At 41.4% G+C, this 22,950-nt stretch carries 18 protein-coding genes; 8 read left to right on the top strand and 10 right to left on the bottom strand.

The genetic code is table 11. From position 1 onward, the window contains the following. Window positions 1-30: 30 nt before the first annotated feature. Window positions 31-1,467 carry a glutamate--tRNA ligase gene (gltX, locus tag CQ839_RS12660; RefSeq protein ID WP_103668640.1) on the bottom strand — a complete coding sequence of 479 codons (1,437 nt, stop codon included), beginning with the start codon at window positions 1,465-1,467 and terminating at the stop codon, window positions 31-33. Between the two features lie 188 nt (window positions 1,468-1,655). Here gltX and CQ839_RS12655 point away from each other — a divergent pair, with 188 nt between their 5' ends. From CQ839_RS12655 to purH, 8 genes are all read left to right on the top strand, one after another. Next, window positions 1,656-1,940, top strand: coding sequence for a DNA-binding protein (locus CQ839_RS12655; RefSeq protein ID WP_103668639.1), 285 nt, complete (start codon window positions 1,656-1,658; stop codon window positions 1,938-1,940). A gap of 211 nt (window positions 1,941-2,151) precedes the next feature. Next, the gene (locus CQ839_RS12650) at window positions 2,152-4,935 is read left to right on the top strand and encodes a TrlF family AAA-like ATPase (RefSeq protein WP_103668638.1); all 2,784 of its coding nucleotides are present in this window, start codon (window positions 2,152-2,154) and stop codon (window positions 4,933-4,935) included. 167 nt (window positions 4,936-5,102) lie between these two features. Then, a complete protein-coding gene (locus CQ839_RS12645) occupies window positions 5,103-5,405 on the top strand; it encodes a hypothetical protein (RefSeq protein ID WP_103668637.1) in 303 nt (100 codons plus the stop codon). After that, window positions 5,395-5,832 (top strand): HNH endonuclease, encoded by a 438-nt coding sequence (locus CQ839_RS12640; RefSeq protein ID WP_103668636.1) that lies wholly within the window; start codon window positions 5,395-5,397, stop codon window positions 5,830-5,832. Before CQ839_RS12645 ends, CQ839_RS12640 begins: the two co-directional genes overlap by 11 nt. Window positions 5,833-5,842: 10 nt before the next feature. Continuing rightward, the gene (locus tag CQ839_RS12635; RefSeq protein ID WP_103668635.1) at window positions 5,843-6,085 is read left to right on the top strand and encodes a type II toxin-antitoxin system HicB family antitoxin; all 243 of its coding nucleotides are present in this window, start codon (window positions 5,843-5,845) and stop codon (window positions 6,083-6,085) included. 76 nt (window positions 6,086-6,161) lie between these two features. Then, entirely contained in the window at window positions 6,162-8,543 is a 2,382-nt protein-coding gene (locus CQ839_RS12630; protein ID WP_103668634.1) for a TrkA family potassium uptake protein, read from the top strand. A 264-nt stretch (window positions 8,544-8,807) separates the two neighbouring features. After that, the gene (locus CQ839_RS12625; protein ID WP_103668633.1) at window positions 8,808-9,500 is read left to right on the top strand and encodes a glutathione S-transferase; all 693 of its coding nucleotides are present in this window, start codon (window positions 8,808-8,810) and stop codon (window positions 9,498-9,500) included. 128 nt (window positions 9,501-9,628) lie between these two features. After that, complete coding sequence (gene purH / locus CQ839_RS12620) at window positions 9,629-11,188, top strand: bifunctional phosphoribosylaminoimidazolecarboxamide formyltransferase/IMP cyclohydrolase (protein ID WP_103668632.1); 1,560 nt, start codon at window positions 9,629-9,631, stop codon at window positions 11,186-11,188. Window positions 11,189-11,254: 66 nt separating this feature from the next. On the opposite strand, the gene CQ839_RS12615 is transcribed toward purH, so the two are convergent. The 9 genes from CQ839_RS12615 to CQ839_RS12575 form a co-directional block, all read right to left on the bottom strand. Then, on the bottom strand, window positions 11,255-14,236 hold the full coding sequence (locus tag CQ839_RS12615) for an ATP-binding protein (protein WP_103668631.1): 2,982 nt from the start codon (window positions 14,234-14,236) through the stop codon (window positions 11,255-11,257). Window positions 14,237-14,309: 73 nt separating this feature from the next. Beyond that, window positions 14,310-15,719 carry an ABC transporter substrate-binding protein gene (locus CQ839_RS12610; RefSeq protein ID WP_103668630.1) on the bottom strand — a complete coding sequence of 470 codons (1,410 nt, stop codon included), beginning with the start codon at window positions 15,717-15,719 and terminating at the stop codon, window positions 14,310-14,312. A gap of 84 nt (window positions 15,720-15,803) precedes the next feature. After that, window positions 15,804-16,454 carry an HAD family hydrolase gene (locus CQ839_RS12605; RefSeq protein ID WP_103668629.1) on the bottom strand — a complete coding sequence of 217 codons (651 nt, stop codon included), beginning with the start codon at window positions 16,452-16,454 and terminating at the stop codon, window positions 15,804-15,806. A 21-nt stretch (window positions 16,455-16,475) separates the two neighbouring features. After that, complete coding sequence (locus CQ839_RS12600; RefSeq protein WP_103668628.1) at window positions 16,476-17,414, bottom strand: phosphoglycerate dehydrogenase; 939 nt, start codon at window positions 17,412-17,414, stop codon at window positions 16,476-16,478. A 174-nt stretch (window positions 17,415-17,588) separates the two neighbouring features. Further along, window positions 17,589-18,611 (bottom strand): AEC family transporter, encoded by a 1,023-nt coding sequence (locus CQ839_RS12595; protein ID WP_103668627.1) that lies wholly within the window; start codon window positions 18,609-18,611, stop codon window positions 17,589-17,591. Window positions 18,612-18,784: 173 nt separating this feature from the next. Next, window positions 18,785-19,546 carry an SDR family NAD(P)-dependent oxidoreductase gene (locus CQ839_RS12590; protein ID WP_103668626.1) on the bottom strand — a complete coding sequence of 254 codons (762 nt, stop codon included), beginning with the start codon at window positions 19,544-19,546 and terminating at the stop codon, window positions 18,785-18,787. A 73-nt stretch (window positions 19,547-19,619) separates the two neighbouring features. Beyond that, complete coding sequence (locus tag CQ839_RS12585) at window positions 19,620-20,069, bottom strand: cupin domain-containing protein (RefSeq protein WP_103668625.1); 450 nt, start codon at window positions 20,067-20,069, stop codon at window positions 19,620-19,622. Between the two features lie 168 nt (window positions 20,070-20,237). Next, on the bottom strand, window positions 20,238-21,890 hold the full coding sequence (locus CQ839_RS12580; protein ID WP_103668624.1) for an iron uptake porin: 1,653 nt from the start codon (window positions 21,888-21,890) through the stop codon (window positions 20,238-20,240). 154 nt (window positions 21,891-22,044) lie between these two features. Next, a complete protein-coding gene (locus CQ839_RS12575; protein ID WP_103668623.1) occupies window positions 22,045-22,833 on the bottom strand; it encodes a pentapeptide repeat-containing protein in 789 nt (262 codons plus the stop codon). Window positions 22,834-22,950 lie beyond the last annotated feature (117 nt).

The raw sequence follows: 22,950 nt of genomic DNA, 5'->3' as shown, positions 1-22,950 counted from the left end.
ACACAAACCATTTAGGATTGCTATATTCAGTTATGCCGTTAAGGCGCGTTGCAAACGCGACAATGCTAAACCTTTGCGATGGAGTAAGACAAAGGTCGGCAAGATTTCGGGGCCATGTAAATCGCCTGTGAGCGCTGCTCGTAAGGATTTCATCACGACTCCTTTCTTGACACCTTGAGACTTCATGACTGTTTTAATAACTTCTCCTGCACTATCAGCATCTAGTTCTGAAGTTTCTTTTAGTGCTTCGATTAGTGCTGTGATAATACCCGCGATCGCATCGCCTTGGAGAGTTGCTTTTGCCTCATCGGTATAGTCTTCAAACTCAGTGAAGAAGAACTTGCTGATTGTTGCGGCATCGGTCAGCAGCGTTAAACTTGGTGCAATTAGTTTGGTGAGATCGAGCAACCATTGACGATCAACTGATTCCAAATCATAACCAGCTTCCTTGAGGAATGGCGTGATGCGATCGCAAACATCCTCTGTCGGCAATGAGTGCAAATATTGGCTATTAATCCAATTTAGTTTGTCCCAATCAAACTTTGCTCCTGCTTTATTAACGCGATCGAAGCTAAAGATTTCCGTGGCTTCTTGCAAAGTGAATAATTCCTTGCCATCGCTAGGCGACCATCCCAACAGCGCCATGTAGTTATTAAAGGCTTCGGGAATATAACCCATGTTCCGAAATTCCCAAACGGAAGTTGCGCCATCACGTTTAGAAATTTTTGCGCCTTGTTGATTGAGAATTAGTGGCGTATGTCCGAACTGAGGTGGTGTTGCGCCTAGGGCTTCATAAATCAAAATTTGCTTGGCGGTGTTGGCAATATGATCTTCCCCGCGAATGACTTGGGTGATCTCCATATCGATGTCATCGACAACTACGGCAAAGTTATACAGAGGTAAGCCAATATTGCCCTGTTCATCGACGCGGGCGATTACCATGTCACCGCCGAGGTCGCTGCTGCTCCATGAGACAGTGCCGCGAACTAGGTCATTCCATGCAACTGTACGTGGTTCTTCGATGATGAAGCGAACTACGGCGCGACGACCTTCGGCGGCAAAGGCTTGGCGTTGCTCGTCGGTAAGGTTGCGATGGCGATTGTCGTAGCGGGGTGCTTGTTTGTTGGCTTTTTGCGTTTCCCGCATTGTCTCTAGCTCAGATTCTGTGCAGTAGCAAAAGTATGCTTTTTTCTCGGCTAGGAGCTTCTGTACGGTGGCAATATAGCGATCGCTGCGTTGTGTTTGAAAAAATGGCCCCTCATCAAAATTGATCCCTAGCCAAGCCAAGCCTTCTAAGATATTTTGGGTGTATTCGTCCTTAGAGCGTTCGCGATCGGTGTCTTCGACTCTCAGGATAAATGTCCCTTTGTTATGACGGGCATACAGCCAGTTAAATACGGCGGTACGGGCTGTGCCGATATGTAGGTTACCCGTGGGGCTTGGTGCAATGCGAACTCGAACAGACATGAATTTGTAAACGTTATAAAATCCAATTATCCTTCATATCACGTTACTGTGTCGAAAATTAAGCTGGAAGTATGAAGGCGCAGATCCCCGACTTTTTTTGTGACTGGCAAAATTGTTCTGTAATAGCAAAAAAAAGTCGGGGATCGTGATCGCGATATTACTAAATAACTACATCTACAGGAAAAACTATGCAAAGCGTAAAGGTACAGGTTAAAACTCACGAAGAGTTTTTAATTGAATCTCTCAAAGATCCTGAAGAAGCGGCAGCTTATGTGTCTGCTGTTTTAGAAGAGGAAAAGCCTGATTCTGAGCTGTTGCCTCTATGTTTAGGTCATGTTGTGGCGGCTTTGGGTGGTGAAGGCGATCGGCAATGGGTGAAAGATTTTGGCGCAGGTGATAAGAGTCAAGCAGTATATGAATTGGCGGCTTGGTTGGATAGTTTTGGATTACAGTTGACTGTATCAGTTAAGTGAGATTTGCAAGATATAAAAAACAAAATCTACAAACCCTTTTAAAAATTAGCTCCTGATCGTCTGAGTAAGCTAAAATTTAAGAGGATATTTAAGACGAAAAAACAAGTTAAGAATTTTCATAACAGAGCTTAAGCATCTGTTTTATTTGTTTAAAACCTAACTCGAATTCAAGTTTAATCAGCAATCTAAATTATTAAGAATAAAAATAAAGATGGGATTTTCAAAAGGATCGGAATGGAGAAAGTGGGATCTGCATATTCACACTCCTGCATCATTTCACTGGGAAGGGGGTAAACGTTTCCGTGAAATGACAGACGAGGAAAAAAATGCAGAATTAACGAATCTCGTAAAGAGAATCAATGAATCCGATGTCGAAGTTTTTGGAATCATGGATTACTGGTCTTTTGATGGTTATCTTGAGTTAAAACAATTTCTAGAACAGAATCCAGATGTAAAATGCAATAAAACTATTTTGCCTGGAATGGAATTAAGAATCGAAGCGCCAGTGTCTTTTAGGATGAATATACACGCCCTTTTATCAAATAATTTATCACCTCAACAGTTATCTGATTTCAAATCTAAACTCATGTTACGCATAGGAGAAAGAGAGCGTTCCTTATCAGATGAGGCTCTGATCGAATTTGCAAAGAGTTTAGACTCTAGTAAAGCTGCTGAACAAGGATTTTGTGAAGAGGATCTTTGCGATGAAGTTAAACTTTTGAAACTTGGTAGTAAGACGGCAAAGGTCACTCAAAGCTGTCTGCAAGAAGCTCAAAAATGCCTTTCAGAAGATTTATGCTTAATTATCTTACCTCATGACACATCTGATGGGTTTGCGAAACTTGACTGGAAGAAGCATTCAAGTGATGCCAATTTTTTTATGCAATTAGCAGATATGTTTGAAGCGAGAAATGACGAACATATATCTCTGTTTTTAGGAGAAAGAAATACCCAGAATGCTCATTTTATCGATATCTTTTTAAGAGCACTTGGCGGTAAACCAAAACCTGTTGTGTCTGGAAGTGATGCTCATAAAGTTTCTAAATATGGTGAATACCCAAGCGACAAAATTACATGGATAAAAGCTGATCCAACTTTTGAAGGACTACGGTATACCATATATGACCCATATGAGAGGGTTCGTATCGGAAAAAATAATCCTATTTCTGAATTTCCAAAACCATATTTTTCGCAGATTAAAATCCAATCTGCACAAATTTTCCCGAAATTACTCAACAAAAAGATTAGCTTTACTGACACTAAGCTAGAACTTAATTCAGGATTAATAGCCATTATCGGTGGTAGGGGGACAGGGAAGAGTCTTTTGCTGGATGCCATTGCGAAAACCTTCAACAAGAAGAAAAGCAAAGATAGAACCGACGAAATTTCTATGCAGGGGGGCTTTTCAGTAACCTATGCTAAAAATACTGGTGAAACTGAAGAGTTTCAGATTGGTGGTGAATCCGAAATAATTTATTTGCATGTTCATCAAAGAGAAGTTCAAGATATCGTCAAAGATCCAGAATTCCTTAGCGATGCAATTTTGAATATGTTAGGAATTTCTTTGGTTGGAGAAAGTCTTTTGGGCAAAGAAGAAGATATTGACGATATACTACGTCAGATTAAGGAATGTAAAGCTTGGCTATATAAACATCCTAGAGATGATAGCCAAGCAATTATCGACCGTCGTACTCAACTTATTTCAACCATAACTACAGAGAGTAATAGACAGTTGATTGAGAGTTATGCAAATAATATCTCTTCAACTAAAGCCAACGAAAAACACACTAACCGACTGACTCGCCTTAAGACAAAACTAGATAGCCTTGCAATCGAAATTAATAGTGAAATTCGATCTGTTAACGATGAATTTACTGGGTTTTCCATTCCAATTGTTGATTTTTCTTCGCAAGTCTCATCTATTCAAGAGGCTGTATCATCTCTAACTGAAATGACTGCTAATTTAAAACTTAGTAATATTCGAGTTCAGGAGAGTTTAGAGCAAGAAAAAATTGAGGGAGATCCAATTACTTTACTTCAAAAGGTTGAAGAGTACCGTTCTGAAATAGAGAAAGAGAAAGAAACTATACACCAAATTGATACAAAATGTGGTGAACTGCAATCTCTCAGCGAGAGAAGAAATACATTTGTTAATCAGCTAGATATAAGATTTAACAAGTTAGTTACCCACGTTAAAGATAAGTGGGTTGAAAAGTCAGAAGGTAGGTCAGAATGGGTCGATCAGCAAAAAAAATTAATTAAAGACCTTCTTCAACCAATTAGTATTCACGGAGAGATATATTTTGATGAGTCTAAGTTCTATGAACACGTAAAATCTTGTTTGAATCTTACAAAATTTAGAGCTAGACAAGATTCTTCTCCTCTAGATAGAATTAAAAGCATGATTCCAGTAAATAGCTATGAAGCCTATAAGCTTCTCATCAGTAATCAACCTGTTATTTGGTTTAACGCTCAAAGCCCATCCACGTTAGACGATTTTTTAGAACAGGATGATTACTTTAATCAAGATGGAATCGATAGGCTTTTAACTCTTCTTTTCTCTGAATCAGAAAGGCAAAAATATCTCAAGGTTCTTGCCAGAATTAAGTATGATGACAAAAGTCCAGAAGAGTTGTCTATTGGTCAGCGAGGAACTCTTTATCTTTGCTTAAAACTTGCGACTGAATCCTTCTTCGATCCAATTATTATTGATCAGCCAGAAGACGATCTTGATAATGATTTCATAATGAAGCGTCTTGTTCCTATCTTTACAACAATCAAAAAGTATCGCCAAATCATCATCGCTACACATAATGCGAACTTAGTAGTAAATGCCGATGCAGAGCAAGTGATTGTGGCAGACAACAAATCTGAAAATTTGTCATATTTTAGTGGTTCTCTTGAAAGCCCAAAAATTAGAGAGAGAATATGTGATGTTCTCGAAGGTGGAAAAGAAGCGTTTAGAAAGAGAGAGCAAAAATACGGATTTAAATAATTCTTGCGATCGCCCTTTATGGCAAAAGTGCTAATGAGGCGATCGGGCAACTCTGCCAAAGCCTAACACCAATCCAAATATGCCTATTCACAGGAGGACAAACCACCGAAGAACTCGTCTCTAAAATTAATGCTTGGCTATCTGAAATGTAAGACAGGAGAAATAAAATGAATACTTCAACAATTGCCCCACTTACCACATTACCCAAAAATCTTCCCCTTGATGGCGCGATCGCTATAACACTACAAGACGGAGTAATGATCTTTCGTGCATCACAAAACATTCAAGAACGTATCGAGAATCTACTCGACAAACGCGAAGAAACCTCACTCAATGAAACAGAAGAACAAGAACTAGACGACTTTGCCGCGATCGATGACTATCTCAGTTTTGTAAATCGGATGATTCGCAATAACTTCCTACTCGAAAACATCACCAAAACTCAGCCAGAAATCCAACATGGCGCGTAACATAACCGAAACCACCAAAGTCCAAGTTCGCGATCGCGCAAACGGACTGTGCGAATATTGTCATGCCGTAGAAAAATGGCAATTCGTTCAATTCACTATCGATCATGTCCTTCCCAAATCTCAAGGCGGTACAGATAATCTCGATAATCTTGCCCTTGCTTGCTTTCATTGCAATCGCCAGAAGTACACAAAAAGTACTGCGATCGATCCTGAAACAGGAATAGAAATTCCTCTATTTAATCCCCGTAGCGATCGCTGGCAAGATCATTTTGTCTGGTCTAACGATAAACTGCAATTATTAGGCACTACACCAACAGGACGCGCCACCGTAAAAGCTTTAGACTGTAACCGCGATCGCCTGATTAGCATTCGGATTGCAGATATAGCCATCAACCGACATCCACCAACTGATGATCCGATTGAGTAGCAAAATAACCATGAAAGACTATCACATCAATATCTTCTACAGTGAAGCAGACGAAGCCTATATTGCTGATATACCTGACTTGAAATATTGCTCAGCGATCGCAGAAACTCCTCAGCAAGCACTCAATGAAGTAATTCTTGCTAAAACTGCATGGTTAGAAGCCGCCACAGCAGAAAACAGAACAATTCCAAAACCACATCATTTCGATATAGGTTCAAATAGCAACGATCCGAAACCCTTACTAACGAGTTAAGATAACCTTCTATTAATATTCATGGTTTATGATTAAGCTTTTGACGAAATTATTAGATTGAGAAAGTGAATAAAGAATGCGATCGCTTGCACCCCTCATCAAAACTTGCTTACTTGACCTAGAAATCAAAGTAAATGTCACAGTCAGGCAAAAGCGCAAAGAATTACATATCTTGCTAGAGTCCACAAATTTTGGCGATCGCCAATTGTTAGTAGATGCGATCGCAAAATGTTGCTACGACTTTGAAGATCGAAATTATAAGACAGCACGAATTTATGCGTTTTGGTTTGGACAGCCATTACCACAATGGATCGAGAAAATAGAGTTCGAGCAAGAGCAAGTATCGAGAAACAGCGCAGAGAAAGAACTACAAAAGCCAACTATAAATTTAAGTTCAGATCATGAGAGCTTGTGCGATCGCTTTATCGTTTGTGGCTTGGGCAGCCTCGGACAGCACTCTGTATTTAACTTAAAGAAATTTTCCTATCGCGAATATGAAGTGAAAATTTGTGCGATCGATCGAGTTCAGCCTGAGATTATGGAATTCGATCGCTTCTCAGAATTGCTCGATCAACCCATAATTGTCGGAGATTGTCGGCGTTCAGAAGTATTAATCAAAGCAGGAATCAATAGCTGTCGAGGAATCTTGCTAGTTACAAGCAACGAGAATGTAAATATTGAAACTGCGATCGCCGCTCGTCGCCTCAACCCCAATGTGCATATTGTCGTGCGCTCCTCTCGCCAAAATCTTAATCAATTACTAAAAGATCAACTAGGAAACTTCGTAGCCCTAGATCCTGTAGATCTTCCTGCCGCAGCCTTTGCGGTAGCAGGCTTGGGCGAAGGTACATTAGGACTATTTCAATTAGGCGATCGCAAATTACGGGTAGTAGAACGCTCTATAAAGTCAGATGACTATCGTTTTTTGAGAACACCTGCGTATCTGCTACACAAAAAAAATGCTCGGCTTTTGAGTATTGCCGATCCTAATTCCGAGCGCCTATTCTTTCAATGGGAGCCTGATACCATTGTCCAAATTGGCGATAAAGTAGCCTTCATTGAATTTGTCGAAAATGATTTCTCCACGACCAGCCGACAATATTCAGAACTAAATGAGGCTCCTTTACATAAGGGTCTTTCCTATTTCCAGAAAATCGACCAACTACTACAAAAAGTTACTGGTTCAGTCTTTTGGAAGTCAAAATGGCATCAGCTTGTCGCTTGGTTTCAAGCAGTGCGATCGCGCCGCCTGATTCTATGGGGACTTATTACCGCAATTACACTTTGGGGCATTAGCTCAGTAGTCTTATTCTTGAATGTGCCGAATATTTCATGGCAAAAGGCTATTTCTGCAAGCATGATTTTGTTGCTAGGTGGATTTGGTGATGTCTTTGGTGGACTAGGTGAAGACCAAGTCCCTTTGTGGGTGGTGATATTTTGCTTGTCAATTACTTTGATCAGCTTACTCTTCGTTTTAGGTGTAGTCGGATTGATAGCCGATAGCATTCTCAGTTCTAAGTTTGAATTTTTTAAGCGATCGCTACCTTTGCCCGCCCGCGATCATATTGTCCTGATCGGGTTTGGTCGGCTTGGACAGAGAATTGCTGATCTTCTATTCAAACTGCAAATTCCCTTTGTGATTGTCAGTGAGAATCCTCACGACTGCGATCTTGCGGACAAAGTGCCTTGGTTCACTGGCAATATCATCGAAGAATTATCGAAAACCAATCTGGCAAAGGCAAAAAGTATTCTCTCCGTTACCGACGATCAAATGCTCAATCTCGAAGCGGCTTTACTAGCGCGAGATGCATCCAAGAAAATCAATCGACAGATGAACCTTGCGATTCGTACTTACGATCGCTACTTCAGCGAAAACTTAGCGGAACTTTTGCCAAGTTCTCAATCTTTCTGTGCCTATGCTCTTTCTGCTGAAGCCTTTGCAGGAGCAGCCTTTGGCGAGAATATGTTAAGTCTGTTTCGACTCAATCAGCGCACCGTCTTAGTTGCTGAATATGTCATTGCCGAGAATGATACATTGATCGGCAAAAATCTCTCGCAAATCGCCTATGGCTATACCGTTGTGCCAGTTTATCTCAAGACTAGCGCATCGAAAGCAGATGGACATCATGAGTTTCATATGCCTTCTGATGATGAGGTAATGAAAGTAGGCGATCGACTGACGCTATTAGCTTCTATCTCAGGACTAAGGCGCATCGAGTTGGGCAATCTCCATTTGCCAAAACGTTGGCAGTTACGCGCCAAGCCACCTCTCAATTCCAGTGTGTTACTTGATGCTGGAAATAAGCTAAAAAATATTTCAGGTTGCGATCTAGAGATTGCTCGACGCTTTATGCAAAGTCTCCCTGCTGCGATCGAGCTACCAATGTATGATACTCAAGCCTATCGCTTAGGACAAGAACTCATGCGACTCCTCCCAATTAAAATCTATCCGTTGTAATCACTGATTTTATACCTAGCCCCAAAAGAGATAGCTACTCCCTTACCAGTCAAGAAATAGCAGTGCTAGATGTTTACTTTCAAAAATTTTATTGGTTCTTGTTTGAGCATAAAGCACTGTAAGTAATAACATAAGTAGCTACGCAAAATTAAATACAAAACCCCAAGATCTTTGCCGCCCACTACGCGGATGTTACAGATCTTGGCACTGTTCTTTTAATTATGCTTAGTTACTTATGCTAATCATTTTTCTTGTTATAGGTATATGCACCTTCCAATTCTCTATTCTTTCAGGCGGTGTCCCTATGCAATTCGCGCAAGAATGGCTCTTACTTATGCTGGTGTTAGCTACGAACTGAGAGAAGTTTCCTTAAAAAACAAACCGAAGGAAATGCTCAATATTTCGCCAAAGGGAACAACGCCAGTAATGCAGATATTTGCTGATCAAGATTTTACTAAGCAAGATTTTATTGTTTTAGAAGAAAGTCTCGATATTATGAACTGGGCGCTGCAACAGCACGATCCACTCAACTGGAGAGATTTACCAAAGCATTCTATAGCGATCGCACAACAGCTTATCGATACCAATGATCGCGAGTTTAAACTTGCCCTCGATCGCTATAAGTACCCAAACCGATTCCCTGAAAAAATGCAGGAAGATTATCGCCAGCAAGCGGAAGAATTTCTTCAAGTTTTAGAACTTCAACTTCAGCAGCGATCGCTAACTAATGAAACTCATAATTTTTTAATTAGCGATCGACAAACCCTCGTTGATATCGCGATTTTCCCTTTTGTAAGACAGCTTGCTTATGTAGATATTGATTGGTTTCAATCAAGCTCTTATCAACATTTACAACAATGGTTAAAGTGGCACGAAACCAGTGAAATGTTTGAGTTTGTCATGCAAAAGTTTCCTGTATGGACTCCAGATCAAGAAGCGATCGTGATTACTCCTTAAAACCAAAAAATGTTTGGGTGGGCTTCGCCCGCCCAAACATTTTTTGGTTTTAATAATGCGATAAAATAGCATAGGAGTTCGTCAACGCAAAGTGTTGACGAACTCCTATAACGAATATGGAGCTTTTTATGAAACCCCTTGCGCTTTTGAGTGTTTCTGACAAAACAGGACTACTCGACCTTGCCCGTGAACTATCGACCACCTATAACTTTCAACTAATTAGTAGTGGTGGAACTGCCAAGGCACTCAAAGCGGCTGAGCTTGAAGTTACCAAGGTTTCCGACTATACAGGCGCACCTGAGATTTTAGGTGGACGAGTGAAGACCCTGCATCCGCGCATTCATGGAGGCATTCTGGCAAGACTGGATCTCCCAGAGCATCAACAAGACCTAGCAGACAACGAGATTCAACCAATTCGGATTGTAGTAGTTAACCTCTATCCATTTACGGAAACGATCGCTAAACCTAACGTCACCCTCGAAGATGCGATCGAGAATATTGATATTGGGGGTCCAACTCTGATTCGCGCCTCGGCAAAGAATTATAATCATGTTGCTGTATTGTCCAGTCCTAGCCAATATCCAGAATTTCTGGATGAGCTAAAAGCAAATAATGGAGAAACGACCTTAGAATTTCGCAAAAAACTAGCGATCGCAGCTTTTCAACATACACAGTCCTACGATAAAGCGATCGCAGATTACCTAGAAAAAGAACAGAAAGCAGCACAAGGTTTACCCAATGCGATCTCTTCTTCCTATACTTTGCTATGTAATAATCCTAAACCTTTACGTTACGGCGAAAATCCCCATCAACCCGCCACATGGTATCAAGTTGGCGCAACGCCCAAAGGGTGGTCAGCGGCGCAACAATTGCAAGGTAAAGAACTCAGTTTCAATAACTTGCTCGATCTTGAAGCAGCTCGGAGCATTATCGCTGAATTTAGTGACGACCTCCCCTGTGCGGTGATCATTAAGCACAACAACCCCTGTGGAGTTGCGATCGCACCTACTATTGCCGAAGCCTATCAAAAAGCTTTTGAAGCGGATTCTACTTCTGCTTTCGGGGGTATTGTCGCCCTCAACCGTCCGATTGACGAAGAAACTGCGCTGCTTTTAAATAAAACCTTTTTAGAATGCGTCGTTGCTCCTGCCTGCGTACCTAGTGTTGCTGCAATTCTCGGTAAAAAACAAAACTTGCGGGTGCTAGTTCTATCTGATCTCAAGCATGGTTCCCATGAGACAGTGAAGACGATCTCTGGAGGGATGTTAGTCCAGAAGTCCGATGATGAAGCTGTAAACCCGAATACATGGCAAGTGGTTACCCAAAAGCAGCCAACGCCTGAGCAGTTGCAAGAGTTAATTTTTGCTTGGAAAATTAGTCGTCATGTCAAGTCTAATGCGATCGCTATTACTAAAGATTGCACCACAATTGGCATTGGCGCTGGTCAAATGAATCGAGTTGGCTCAATCAAAATTGCGATCGAGCAAGCAGGCGAAAGTGTGAAAGATGCATTCTTAGCTAGTGATGGTTTTTTCCCCTTCGATGACTCTGTGCGGACTGCGGCAGCCGCAGGAATTATTGCGATCGTGCAACCAGGCGGAAGTATGCGTGATGCTGATTCTATCAAGGCAGCTGATGAACTTGGTCTAATTATGGTATTTACAGGCGTTCGCCATTTCTTACATTAAACAAAAGTAGGGGCAGTTCATGAACTGCCCCTACTTTTAGAAAAAGGGGAACAAAGCACCCCTTTTCTATTGGTCGGCAATTAATAAAAAGCGAATATGTTCCATACCTTGCTCAGCACGGAGAGATTGCACTTGATCCGCTAGCTTTGTACTAGCGATGATTACATCTGGCTGAGATGCGATCGCACTGGCTTGCAAATCATCTTGAGGATTGATTTTAGAAGGTAAAAAGCCTTGGTTTTGCAACATTTCCATCAATAGATCGATAGAACCAAAATTGTCGTCAACCACCAAAATCTTTTTGCCCATAGATGCCTTGCTAGATAGAAGAATATCAACTTCTCTCAGCAATAGCACCATGTCTAGGGGCTTAGTCACATAACTATCAATACCTAGATGACGACCTTTGTTTTTATCATCTATTACAGAGACAATAATAATGGGAATGTCTAAGGTCGCAGGATCAGATCTGAGAATTGCTGCCACATCATAGCCACTAATTCCATCCATGATGATATCAAGAGTGATCAGATCAGGGCGACTTTCGCGCACTTGGGTAATCGCCTCTTGTCCATTTCCTGCTTCACGAACAGTATATCCTTTAGCTTCCAACTCTTGTCTAAGTAAGTTACGAATACTCGCATCATCGTCAATGACTAGAATATTTTTGGGTGTGTCGATTGCGTTCTGGTTATCAGTTTGAGATGAACTTTCTGAAACTGCCCTTTTCTTGAGTTGCTCAATCAAAATGTCAAAATTAATTGAAGGAATCTCATTTTCTATGTTAATTGGAATTGTAAAGGAGAATGTACTACCCTTACCAATTTCACTCTCTACCCAAATCTTCCCACCATGATACGCGATAATTTCTTTGGAAATGGGTAGCCCTAGCCCTGTGCCTTGAGGCTTATCGGTCAAAGTATCACCAACTTGCTTGAACTTCTCAAATACCTTGGGCTGATCGGATTCAGAAATACCAACACCTTGATCGATGACACTGACCATAATTGATTGATCATCTAGCTTAACCCGACAAGTGATGCTTCCCCGATCCGTAAACTTCACAGCGTTGGAAATTAAGTTGATTACGACTTGAATCAAGCGATCTTTATCACCAAGGATATCGGGTAAATCTGCTTCAATTTCTCTTACTGGTGTTAATGCTTTCTGCTCAAAGAGCGCAGAAGTTGCCGAAAAGGCTCGGTCAATTACTTCGGTAATTGCCAAAGGTTCCATATTCCATTGCATTTTACCAGCTTCTATTTTGGCAACATCTAGGACTTCGTTAATTAGCTTGGTGAGGCGTGTCCCCTCAGAGATAATGATTTCAAGATTTTCGGTAACTTGGCGCACACTGCGATTCACTTTCTTGTCATCGGTTTGAATCATTGGAAGTATAGATTCTTCTAGCTTTTTCTGAATTAATTTTGCAAAGCCTAATACCGAGGTAAGCGGCGTTCTTAATTCGTGAGATACGGTTGAGATGAAGTCTGTCTTCATCCGATCCACTTCTTTCTCAGATGTAATATCGCGAATCAGAATCACAGTGCCTAAATAATCTACTTCTAATTGCGGATCCCCCGAAATATTTGCTTCTCCAAAGATCGAAGTTGCAACTGCTTTCCCAGTACGGCGATCAGGCAGGGCAAACTCTTCGCTAAAAACTTGTTTTGGATTCTCTCTGGTACTTGTAACGAGATTAGTGATTTGCTCTACTTTAAATATTTCTTTATAACTCGTTGCCATAGAGATCGCTTTACTACTAATCCCAATCATGCCTGCAAGTGCTGGATTAAACTGAGTAATCTGATCTTCAGCATTAACTACCACCAAGCCATCCACCATGTTATCAATAATTGCCTTGATCTCACTGGTACGCTGTTCGACTTTCTGCTCCAATGTACGACTGTAATCGGCTAACTGTTCCCCTGAATTTTTAAGTTGTGATGTCATTTGATTAAAAGCGATCGCCAAAATCCCGATTTCATCTTCTGTAAGGACGGGTGCTTGTGAATCAAGATTACCGCCAGCAACTTGGTTTGCCGCATCAGCGATCGCCAAAATTGGCTGAGAAATCCGTCTGGCAATCAAGTACACTGCCGTTAATAAAATACCTGCGGAGCTTAACCCGATTAGCAAAATATCACGACCAAGGCGATCGGCGGGTTCAAAAGCTTCTGCCTGCGATATCTCCGCAAGTAACGCCAAATTAAGGTTGTCAATCCAAATATAACTTCCTAATACAGGTATAGTTTTATAGTTTTTATATAGCCCTTCCCCATCTTTTCCTAAAGCCGCAGCAGAAATACCATCACTTTTAATATCTTTGGCGAGATCCTGTTTGTCGGCTCCCGTTCCTGAAATCAGGACATTCTTCGTAGCTAATCTTCCCACTAAGTAGGTTTCGCCACTATTACCTAGTCCAGTACGTTCACGAATGATGTCATCTACCCCTTGGAGATCTAGATCAACCGCTACTACCCCAATGCGATCGCCAGCTTTATTAGTTAAAGGAGCAGCAAAAGTCATCGCCGCCTTACCAGAGATTGGCGAGATATAGAAATTAGGGACAATGATCCGTGATTGGTCGCGAGTAAAGTATGTAGTGGTATTTCCGAGCGGTTGGTATTTTCCTTCTTTTTGTTTATCTGTGGAAACAATCGTAATGCCGTTATTGGTCAAAATCGAAATCTGTCGAATATTTGCTTTTACTGCGGATATATCCGCCATAAACTTTTGCAGAGAGTCAACAGCCGCTTTAAATTCTGGAGATTCGCGATCTTTCGTAAAAGTTATTTCAGAATTGAAGATCAAATCTGGCAACTGCGTCATCAAAATTACATCGCGACGTTGGTTATCAACCCATTGATTCACCTGCGCTTCTTTTAGTGATGTCGCAACTGCTAATCGGTCAATTACCGATTTTCTAAGAGCGTCACGACTGCGAGTATTCGCACTTACAGCGACCACTAAAACTGTGACAATCGACAGAACCGAAAAATATGCCACAAGTTGCAACAGCAGGCGTTTCTTAAATAGGTTGTTCATCTTCTATACTCACTTAACTAACAACGATGCTGAGATTTCACTATGAGTATGCCTCTACCCATCGATACTACTACTATTTCCACTCAGTGAAAATAGCCTTGATTTGGGCGATCGCAGCATCGGCAGCTTGTTCAGGTGAATTTTTGCCTGAAGCCACTGACTTGATCGCCTGTCCCCATATTTTATTAGCGCCCACTTCTGAATAAGCAGGATTCTGGGCTGTATAAAAAGAACTTGTATTTTGAAATTGCTTAGTTGCCACCAAAATATGTGGGTCTTTAGAATCTTTATAATAAGGATCTTCTAATAATTTTGGCATAGTTGGGAAATATCGTCCTCCTGCTCCTTTCAAATAGGTAAGCAAATTATCAGGTCGGATAATGTGGGACAACAAACTTTTAGCCAGAACTTGCCTTGCTTGTTCCTTAGCAACATCTTCTTTGGTTTCCTTAACGTTTGGAGTAGCAAATATAATCGCCTGTTTTACCGCTACCAAATTGCTAAGAGTCTTGCCATCTGGAGCTAGTGGCCATTCTGTTGTCACTAATTTTTTGTTGTAGACCTCTTGATCAAACTGCTGAGATGCGGGAATAGACAATCCTGGATTTGCGGTCATGAATGAATTGCGGCTAAGAAACACCTGATTGTTGTCCGCATCTGTCCATTGCAAAGCATTAGGAGGTACATGCTTACTCTGGTAGAAGCCAGCATATTTTGTTAATGCGGCGATAATACCTTGGCGATTTTGGGGATTATCAACTTTTAGTTGCCCATTCTCATCTAGTAGCTGTACTCCATAAGCTGTGAGGAATTGCTCAAACATGAAGATTACATCTGTAGCTTCGGTAGACATTGGTAAACCGATTCCATAGATATCTTTTTTGCCTCTATTCGTAGCGCGGTCTTGAGCCGTTTCCCAAAATGCCCAAAATCCATTCCAATCCTTAGGAATACTGGTGTCACTCATCCCTACCTCTGCAAGCATATCTCGCCAATAATGCAGACCAGCAGCTAGTTGAGCAATTGGGACGGCATAGTAAGCAGGATTAGGATTTTGTCTGTTTTTATAAGCGACAGCTTTGAGGGCGATCGGGCTAAATAAATTTTTAACAGGTTCTACAACATCAGTAACATCTATTAATTTATTTTGCCAAGCTAGTTTCGGATAGAGGGCAAACTCAGCGGTATTACTAAATAAGATATCTGGAGGATTGCCGTTATTAAGAGCATTTTCAGCATCACGATTCACCGATCCATCATTATAGAAAGTGATTTCCACCTTCGTATTATTCTTTTTTTCCCAGTCCGCCACAATTTGTGAAAGTGCCTCTGTTTCCGCAGGATAGAAGCTTTGAATCCACCAAACCCGAAACTTGGAACTTTTTTCGGGAGCCCGATAATTTAAGACGGTGGAATCACTACAGGCTGCCAAACCCAAACCTGCTAAAGATAGAGATAACTGATTAAACTGACGACGACGCATAGATTTTTAAGATTAAGAAATAAAGCAAAACTGGAACCTTTAGGAGACAAGGTGTACATCGCAAAGCGGCGCACACCTTGTCTCCTATATGACGAGTTCAACTATGTCTGGCAGAACTGTTGTTCCTGCTGGGAAGGGATAAGTCTCAGGATATTGCATTACCCTGCCTACAAATTTTACACCCGCAGCGATCGCACCTTCATAATCAGCGATCGCATCGCCAACCATCAATACGCGATCGGGATCAAAATCATATTTCGACAAAATATCTTGGATAATGTCTCCCTTTTTGGCTGGGGAACCATGAACAGACACAAAATAATGCGCCATATTTCGCCGTGAGACAATGCGTTTTAGCTCTTGATCGGGAGTTCCCGAAGCCACAAATAGTGGTGTGGACTGATAATTTCGTTCTAAAAGCTCATAGGCTCCTGACACATAAACCGCATCTACCACTGCATCTTCAACATATTGCGAGAATAGATTGCCTAGTCTCGCCTCCTCATCTTTAGTCAAGTCTTTGCCAAGCAAAACTTCATGGTAGTAACGAAACTTGTCAAATCGCGATACCCCTCCATGAATCAGATGATAGGCTTTCACCTGCTCCACAATGCGATCGCCATATTCGGCATACAAAGCCCCAAAAGCTTGAGTTTTAACATCCACTGACTCAACTAGGACTCCGTCAAAATCAAACACGATCGCATCATATTTCTTAGCACTGTCTCTAGTCATGCTTTTTGCCCTGTTTTTGGTTCACTTGGCTAGGCCTAAATTTACAAGGCTATCAAATAGATTTTGTGCAGCTTCTTGCTCCATCTGGATTCTGGCTTCCTTAGCGTAAGAACCCATATGGGGTGTCAAAATGACCTGAGGCAAGGTGCGAAGTTGACCAGAATATGGCTCTTCTTCAAACACATCAAGGGCTGCACCTGCCAAATGCCCAGAGACTAGCGCGTCGTACAATGCTTGCTCATCAATCAGCCCACCTCTAGAAGTATTGATTAAAATACTTCCTGCTTGCATCTTATTGATAAAGTCGCGATCAACTAAATGATGATTATCTTTGTTGTAGGGAATATGGAGTGTGATTACATTGGAACGTGCGATAAATTCATCTAAAGATGAGATACAAACTGTATCCGCGAATAGCGAATCATCACGAAAAATGTCATAGGCAACTCTTTTTGCCCCAAAAGCCTTCAAAATCTGTCCTACCCGATTACCAACTCTTCCATAGCCCAACAATCCCACTACTTGTGAGGCAAGTAGTCTGCCCATCAAAGGATTCCACTTTCCTTCGCGCAAAGTGCGATCGGCTTCTGAGGTGCGCCTCAACAGAGAAAGGATCAGACTCACTGTCAACTCTGCTACAGCAATTACAGGGGCGGTAGGGGTAATATGCACTGAAACGCCCAGTTCTTCAGCCGCCTCCAAATCAACACTATCAGTTCCAATACCACATCGCGAAATTACCTTGAGAGACTTAGTTGCGGTTAAAACATTCCGAGTCAGCGGCTCAACTCCAGCAATCATCCCAACAATATCATTACTGAGAAGCTCCAAAACTTCTGGTTCTTTGAGTTTTCTACCATAGGGATTTAAAACAATTTCAAAGCCTTGAGCTTGGAGATTCTGCAATACCTGATTGCTTTTTACATCAAAAGAAGAAGTACTGATCAGTAGTTTGGACATATTTTCATTGCTTCCTAGGTTGAATTTATCAATTCTGACAATAATTTCTAAGTAAGTCTACATAACTATGGCTGATATATTCAAATAATTTTCATACAAAGATTAGGTTAAATTAATAGTTTTTTTGTTTTGGGCTTATATAAAAATAGACTTAACTTAAGTTGCAAATAGATTCTAAGAAAATAGCCATAGCCAAATAGGTATCGTGAATAGTAAAAGAACTACACCAAAAGCTAAGGTCGTAACTGTTAAATCGCGATCCAGATTATAGGCTTGGGCAATTACAAGCGTCGAAAAGGCTGGTGGCATTGCCATTTGTAAAACCATAGCCATACGTGGTTCTCCTGTCACACCAAAGAACATTAGTCCTGTACCAACTACAAGTGGAGTAAGCAGCATCTTAATCGATAGACAAGTAAGCGCTTTTTTGACATTACGTAGGGTTTTTAACTGACTTAACTGCATCCCAATCATCACCAATGACAAAGTTACAGTTGTCCATGCGATCGTACTCATTCCAGCTGTAATTACCACGGGTAAAGGGATAAATCGCATCCCTACGCCAATCGGCAAACTCCATAATGCTGGAGTCTTAGCCATTGATACAAATGGATTTGGCTTCTTTTGCCCGCTAGACATGCTGCCGTAACGACTAGCAAGAGCGATCCCGACGGAATAGGCAGCGATCGTAGAGCCGATCAGATCGTAAAATAGCGACCAAGCAAAATATTGTGGTCCGACTAGGGCAAGGCTGACAGGATACCCCATAAAAGCAGTATTGCCTAAGGTCATAGCAAGTAAGAAACTGCCTTGGGTTGCACCTGTCCATGCACTTTCATGCTCTAAAGTTGCTTCCATGCTGGGATTGGTTTCAAGATTTTTTTCTCTAGCCGTAATCCCTTTTGACAACTTACTAAATCTTTCATCACTTACACCAAGATCGATCCAAATCCATGCCAGTCCTGCACCTACTAAAATCGCAACCCAAGCTGTAGTCGGAGCAATCATAATCCATCCCGATAGATCAGCTTGACGCAGGAAAGACACAATGCTGATGGGAACTCCCACAAATAGCAGAGCTTTACCAAGATAAGTAGTGAAAATCTTGGGCAGGATTTTTCCTAGAACATATCCCAAGAGAGTCCATCCAATTAACCTCACGTAGAGCAAGACGAGAGGGTTTTCTAACGTGAACATAAAATTTCAACCATAAGAAATAATTGTGAAAGATGAGAAGGGAATATTAGGATATTGGTTAAACAGGCAAGTATAAAGATAAAGTGCGCATCTACAGATTCCTGATTTTTTTAATAACAGGCACAAAGATTTTAGATGGTAGAGAAAAAGTCGAAGATCTTAATCCCTGCATTTTATAACTGTCCCCCATTTACATCAACAATCGCACCCGTCATATAGCTAGATAGTTGCGAAGCTAGAAATAGAATTACATTAACTTGTTCTTCCATTGAGGCGATCCTGCCTAAAGGAATTGAGTCAATTAACTTTTGTTCAGCTTCTGGTGGCAAAGTTGCCGCTAGCATCGGTGTGTAGGTTTGGCTGGGACAAATAGCATTGACATTGATTTGAAAAGAGGCGAGCTCGTAAGCTAGTTGCCTCGTAAAGCCGATCGAACCAGCTTTGGATGCCACGTAATGAATGCCTGACAATTTACTCCGAAAATGTCCTGCGATCGAGGAGACATTAACGATTTTCCCACTCCGTTGCTGCTTCATGATCGGGACTACATGTTTACAACAGAGAAACTGGCTAGTGAGATTTGTAGCCATGACTTTGTTCCAATCCTCAAGGGAAATATCCTCAATCTTGGCAATTTGGTTAATCGCGGCATTGTTAATTAAAATATCGATCTGTCCATATCTCTGAGAAACAGTGGCGATCGCATCTTTGACTTGAGCTTCATCAGAAACATCACAAGGTAGTGACAATGCCGATTTACCTGCTGCATTTAGTTCTGAAGCGATCCCCTCTGCGCCACTGCGTGAGATGAATACAGTATGTGCCCCGTAATTAGCGATCGCCTCAGCCACCGCCTGACCGATGCCACTACTCGCCCCAGTAACAATTGCGACTTTTCCCTTAAAGTCATGGGGAAATTCATGGGGTTTGGTCATAAACTGAATTTACTAATTTAAATGTTTTTTGAGCAATGAAGTGCCGCGTGTAACGCGGCACTTCATTGCTTATTTAGCTGTCACCAAAAACGTGATCTTCAACAAAAATATGATTTACATCAGGTTTCCCAATTGCCAAACGAATCGAGGGTTTATCGCCAATAACACGAATATTATGGATCACCTTGCGAGGCACAAAAATGATGTCATCCTTAGTAGCGCGATAAGCTCCATGTCCATCCACATCCCACTCTAGTTCACCTTCCATTACTACCCACCACTCATCCTCGTTAGCATGATAGTGAGTACGATTGCTTTCACCAGGTTTTTGACAAATCATAACCGCGCTCATCATGTCGGTATAAATGAGCCGCACTGACCAAGATGGTTCCCCCATCTCTTTTTTGATATCTTCTAAACGATTAAAAATACGATTGATACTGTCATGGGTATTAGCTTTGGCAACACCATCATTTTTCATTACCGTAGCAAGGTTTTGGTCTTGGCTTGCGATCGTGGTCATAGCTGATTACTCCATCAAAGTTTTAATCAAATTATCACAATAAATATAGTAATCCTTATTTATTTGTGAGATCAAATAATTTATGAGTGTGCGCCCCTTTGAGACGCACACTCATAAATTATTTGGGATTGCTATATTAAAGGCACGCTTAGAGTGCCTTTAAATTTATTAGAACGTGAACGTTGTGCGAATTACACCAACAGTTGCAGTTGGGTTACCACTAGCACCTTCAGGATTAAACACCCAAAAAACACCAGGAGTAATACTGATATTTTTGCTGATTCGATAGCGGTAGAAAAGCTCTAAGTGATAAGGAGTCGAGTCAATAGCTCTACCATTAGATGTGCCAATCAAAGCAGCACCTCCAACAGAACTTCGTTTGATTGGCTGACCGAATAGAATACTTGCGGCACTTCCTTCGCTAAACAAGTCATTGAAGGTTAAACCTGCAATCCAACTGGTGAAGGTAGTTGAAGCGGAAGTGTTAACTGCATCAGCAAAAATCACGGTTCCCCAAGTATGGAAAGAGATTTTTGGAGTGATTTTCCAAGCTAAATTACCTGCGATCGAGTTAGCTCTGGTTGAACCATTTACAGCAGTAGTACCATTAGTAGTAATAGATTCTGTGCTAGTCAATCCAGTACCTAAAGAACTAGTACCAGTACTTCCAAACTGATGGTAAGTATTTGCATAGGTAACAGAAGCATCAAGATTTTCAGCAGGTTTGAATAAAAGCTGAACTAGAGCAATGGTTGATCCACCAAACAAACCACCCTGTCCACCAGGTGAAGGTGAAGCTGCATTGGATGCACCGTAACCTGCTTGAATTTTGAATTGATCGGAAACCTTCCAATCAAAGGCAAATAGCGAAGATGTACCAGCAATTCGCATTAGGGGATCAAAGCGACCGAAGCGAGAAATTGAACCTTGACCATTGCTAGCTACAGGTGAAAGTACGGTGAAGAACTCATCAGGGAAGCTGATTGGGGCAACGTAGAGAGTTACTTTATTGTCAAAGATAGGGAATTTATAATCAAGAAGGCTAAGTGCAAAAGAGTTGTCTGTGGTAGAAGCGCCAGGTCCAATTCTGACTGAGTTCGTTCCTAACAGACCAGCAAGACTGGTTGAGCTACTAGCAGCAGCAAGGTTGTTGCCTGCTTCCAAGCGAGTTCTGAGGGCATCTTTACCAGTAAAGCTGGTATTGAGGACAAGGCGAGTACGATTGCCTAATGTAACGTTGGATCTAGCGTCGTTTGGTCCACCACTACCTGCGGTTGCCGAGAAGATGACTTCGCCAGTGAGTTTTGTCGTGGTAGAAAACTGTTGTGCTTCTAGCTTGGCAGTTTTAGCATCAAGGGCATCAACACGACCACGCAAAGTAGCAAGTTCAGCAGCAAATTCTTCCTGTAGCTTTTGCAGAGTTGCTAAGTCTTCTTTGCTAACTTTGTCAGCTAGTCCAGCGGAGATGATTTCATTAATTTTGTCAAGGCAAGCATTCAAACCTGCGGCAAATTCATAGCGGCTAGTAGCTTGCTTGCCGCGAAAGGTGCTATCTGGATATCCTGCAATACAGCCATAGCGCTCAACGAGAGATTGCAAAGCGGTGAAAGCCCAGTCGGTTGGTTTCACATCACTAAGTTGTGATACTGAGGTGACGTTTTGGGCTTGGGTAGTTGAAGGGGATAGTTGAATAGCCTTATAAGGGTCAACACTTACTGAAGATGTCGTTGTTTCTGCATGAGCCAGATTTGACGACAGGGACAAAGCTGTTAAAAAAGACAGGCAAGATACACTGACGGAAGAACTTTTTACCTTAAACATCCTAAAACATTAACCTCATACTTCACCTAATTTATAAGGTTAAACTTGTTCGCCTTGGATGTCAAAGGAATATTTGGCTGATATTTGAAAGCGAATAAAAAATAGAGAGGTCGATTCGACCTCTCTATTTTTATTCGCTTAAGATCTGTTTAAGCTATCTAATTAAGCTATCTAATGTAGTCTTAAGTGTAAATTGATTGAGAGTCTCTAATTCTTGTTGAGGATGACTGAGAAGCCGCGATCGCATCTCATCAGTGAGTCCTTGAACATTGGTAAAATCTGCCCCCGCAATACTTTCAAATCTTTCAAATTCAGCATCAGTTAGATCGGCAGCGCGAAGATCAACCCCCGCTAAATTTGCTCCATTCAATCTGGCTTTTTGCAAATAAGCGCCTGTCAAAATAGCCTTTCGCAAATCAGCTTGAACCAATCGCACCCCTGCTAAATTTGCCCCAGTCAGATCAGCGCCACCAAGATACGCACCCATCAAATTTGCATTTTGCAAATCCGCATTTTTGAGATTACCTGTATTAAGTGGTGCACCATTTAAACTTGCGCTTGGCCCGATCGCACCTGAGGATTTATAAGCGAATTTCTCAGGAAAAATTGTCTTACTGTCATACCTTGCTCCTTGCAACTTTGCATCGGTCAGATTTGCTTCACTGAGATCTGCTCCACTGAGATCGACACGATATAAATAAGCTCCTTGGAGATCGGCTTTTTGGAGGATGGCTTTACGAAGATCAGAGCTACGCAGATCGGCTCCACTGAGATTGGCTTCGCTTAAATTTGCCAAACTTAGATTAGCGCGGATCAGAGTTGCTTCTTGCAGATCAGCTTTTTGGAGATCGCATCCACTGAGATTGATCTGATACAAATCTTTCTTATTTAAAGAAATCCCTGCTTTGATTGCTGCTAAAACTTCTTGAGCAATTTTGGACATAACTTTTGAAAACTTTTGAAATTATTAAAATTTTTATTAAAACTCTGAAAAAGTGATCATAAACTGAACTAGCAGTAAAACAAAGAACCAATTTTTTTTGGCGAAGCCGCACCACAA

The organism is Pseudanabaena sp. BC1403, from assembly GCF_002914585.1.
Classification (GTDB): domain Bacteria; phylum Cyanobacteriota; class Cyanobacteriia; order Pseudanabaenales; family Pseudanabaenaceae; genus Pseudanabaena.
Note: the sequence above shows the minus strand (reverse complement) of the source record. Positions and strands in the feature narration are given on the sequence as shown.

Bases quoted from the DNA above. Each gene is read 5' to 3' on its own strand.
- CQ839_RS12630 (WP_103668634.1), top strand. From the start codon at position 6,162: ATGCGATCGCTTGCACCCCTCATCAAAACTTGCTTACTTGACCTAGAA.
- CQ839_RS12575 (WP_103668623.1), bottom strand. From the start codon at position 22,833: ATGTCCAAAATTGCTCAAGAAGTTTTAGCAGCAATCAAAGCAGGGATT.
- CQ839_RS12580 (WP_103668624.1), bottom strand. From the start codon at position 21,890: ATGTTTAAGGTAAAAAGTTCTTCCGTCAGTGTATCTTGCCTGTCTTTT.
- CQ839_RS12650 (WP_103668638.1), top strand. From the start codon at position 2,152: ATGGGATTTTCAAAAGGATCGGAATGGAGAAAGTGGGATCTGCATATT.
- CQ839_RS12585 (WP_103668625.1), bottom strand. From the start codon at position 20,069: ATGACCACGATCGCAAGCCAAGACCAAAACCTTGCTACGGTAATGAAA.
- CQ839_RS12635 (WP_103668635.1), top strand. From the start codon at position 5,843: ATGAAAGACTATCACATCAATATCTTCTACAGTGAAGCAGACGAAGCC.
- gltX (WP_103668640.1), bottom strand. From the start codon at position 1,467: ATGTCTGTTCGAGTTCGCATTGCACCAAGCCCCACGGGTAACCTACAT.
- CQ839_RS12610 (WP_103668630.1), bottom strand. From the start codon at position 15,719: ATGCGTCGTCGTCAGTTTAATCAGTTATCTCTATCTTTAGCAGGTTTG.
- purH (WP_103668632.1), top strand. From the start codon at position 9,629: ATGAAACCCCTTGCGCTTTTGAGTGTTTCTGACAAAACAGGACTACTC.
- CQ839_RS12590 (WP_103668626.1), bottom strand. From the start codon at position 19,546: ATGACCAAACCCCATGAATTTCCCCATGACTTTAAGGGAAAAGTCGCA.
- CQ839_RS12645 (WP_103668637.1), top strand. From the start codon at position 5,103: ATGAATACTTCAACAATTGCCCCACTTACCACATTACCCAAAAATCTT.
- CQ839_RS12640 (WP_103668636.1), top strand. From the start codon at position 5,395: ATGGCGCGTAACATAACCGAAACCACCAAAGTCCAAGTTCGCGATCGC.
- CQ839_RS12615 (WP_103668631.1), bottom strand. From the start codon at position 14,236: ATGAACAACCTATTTAAGAAACGCCTGCTGTTGCAACTTGTGGCATAT.
- CQ839_RS12600 (WP_103668628.1), bottom strand. From the start codon at position 17,414: ATGTCCAAACTACTGATCAGTACTTCTTCTTTTGATGTAAAAAGCAAT.
- CQ839_RS12595 (WP_103668627.1), bottom strand. From the start codon at position 18,611: ATGTTCACGTTAGAAAACCCTCTCGTCTTGCTCTACGTGAGGTTAATT.
- CQ839_RS12625 (WP_103668633.1), top strand. From the start codon at position 8,808: ATGCACCTTCCAATTCTCTATTCTTTCAGGCGGTGTCCCTATGCAATT.
- CQ839_RS12605 (WP_103668629.1), bottom strand. From the start codon at position 16,454: ATGACTAGAGACAGTGCTAAGAAATATGATGCGATCGTGTTTGATTTT.
- CQ839_RS12655 (WP_103668639.1), top strand. From the start codon at position 1,656: ATGCAAAGCGTAAAGGTACAGGTTAAAACTCACGAAGAGTTTTTAATT.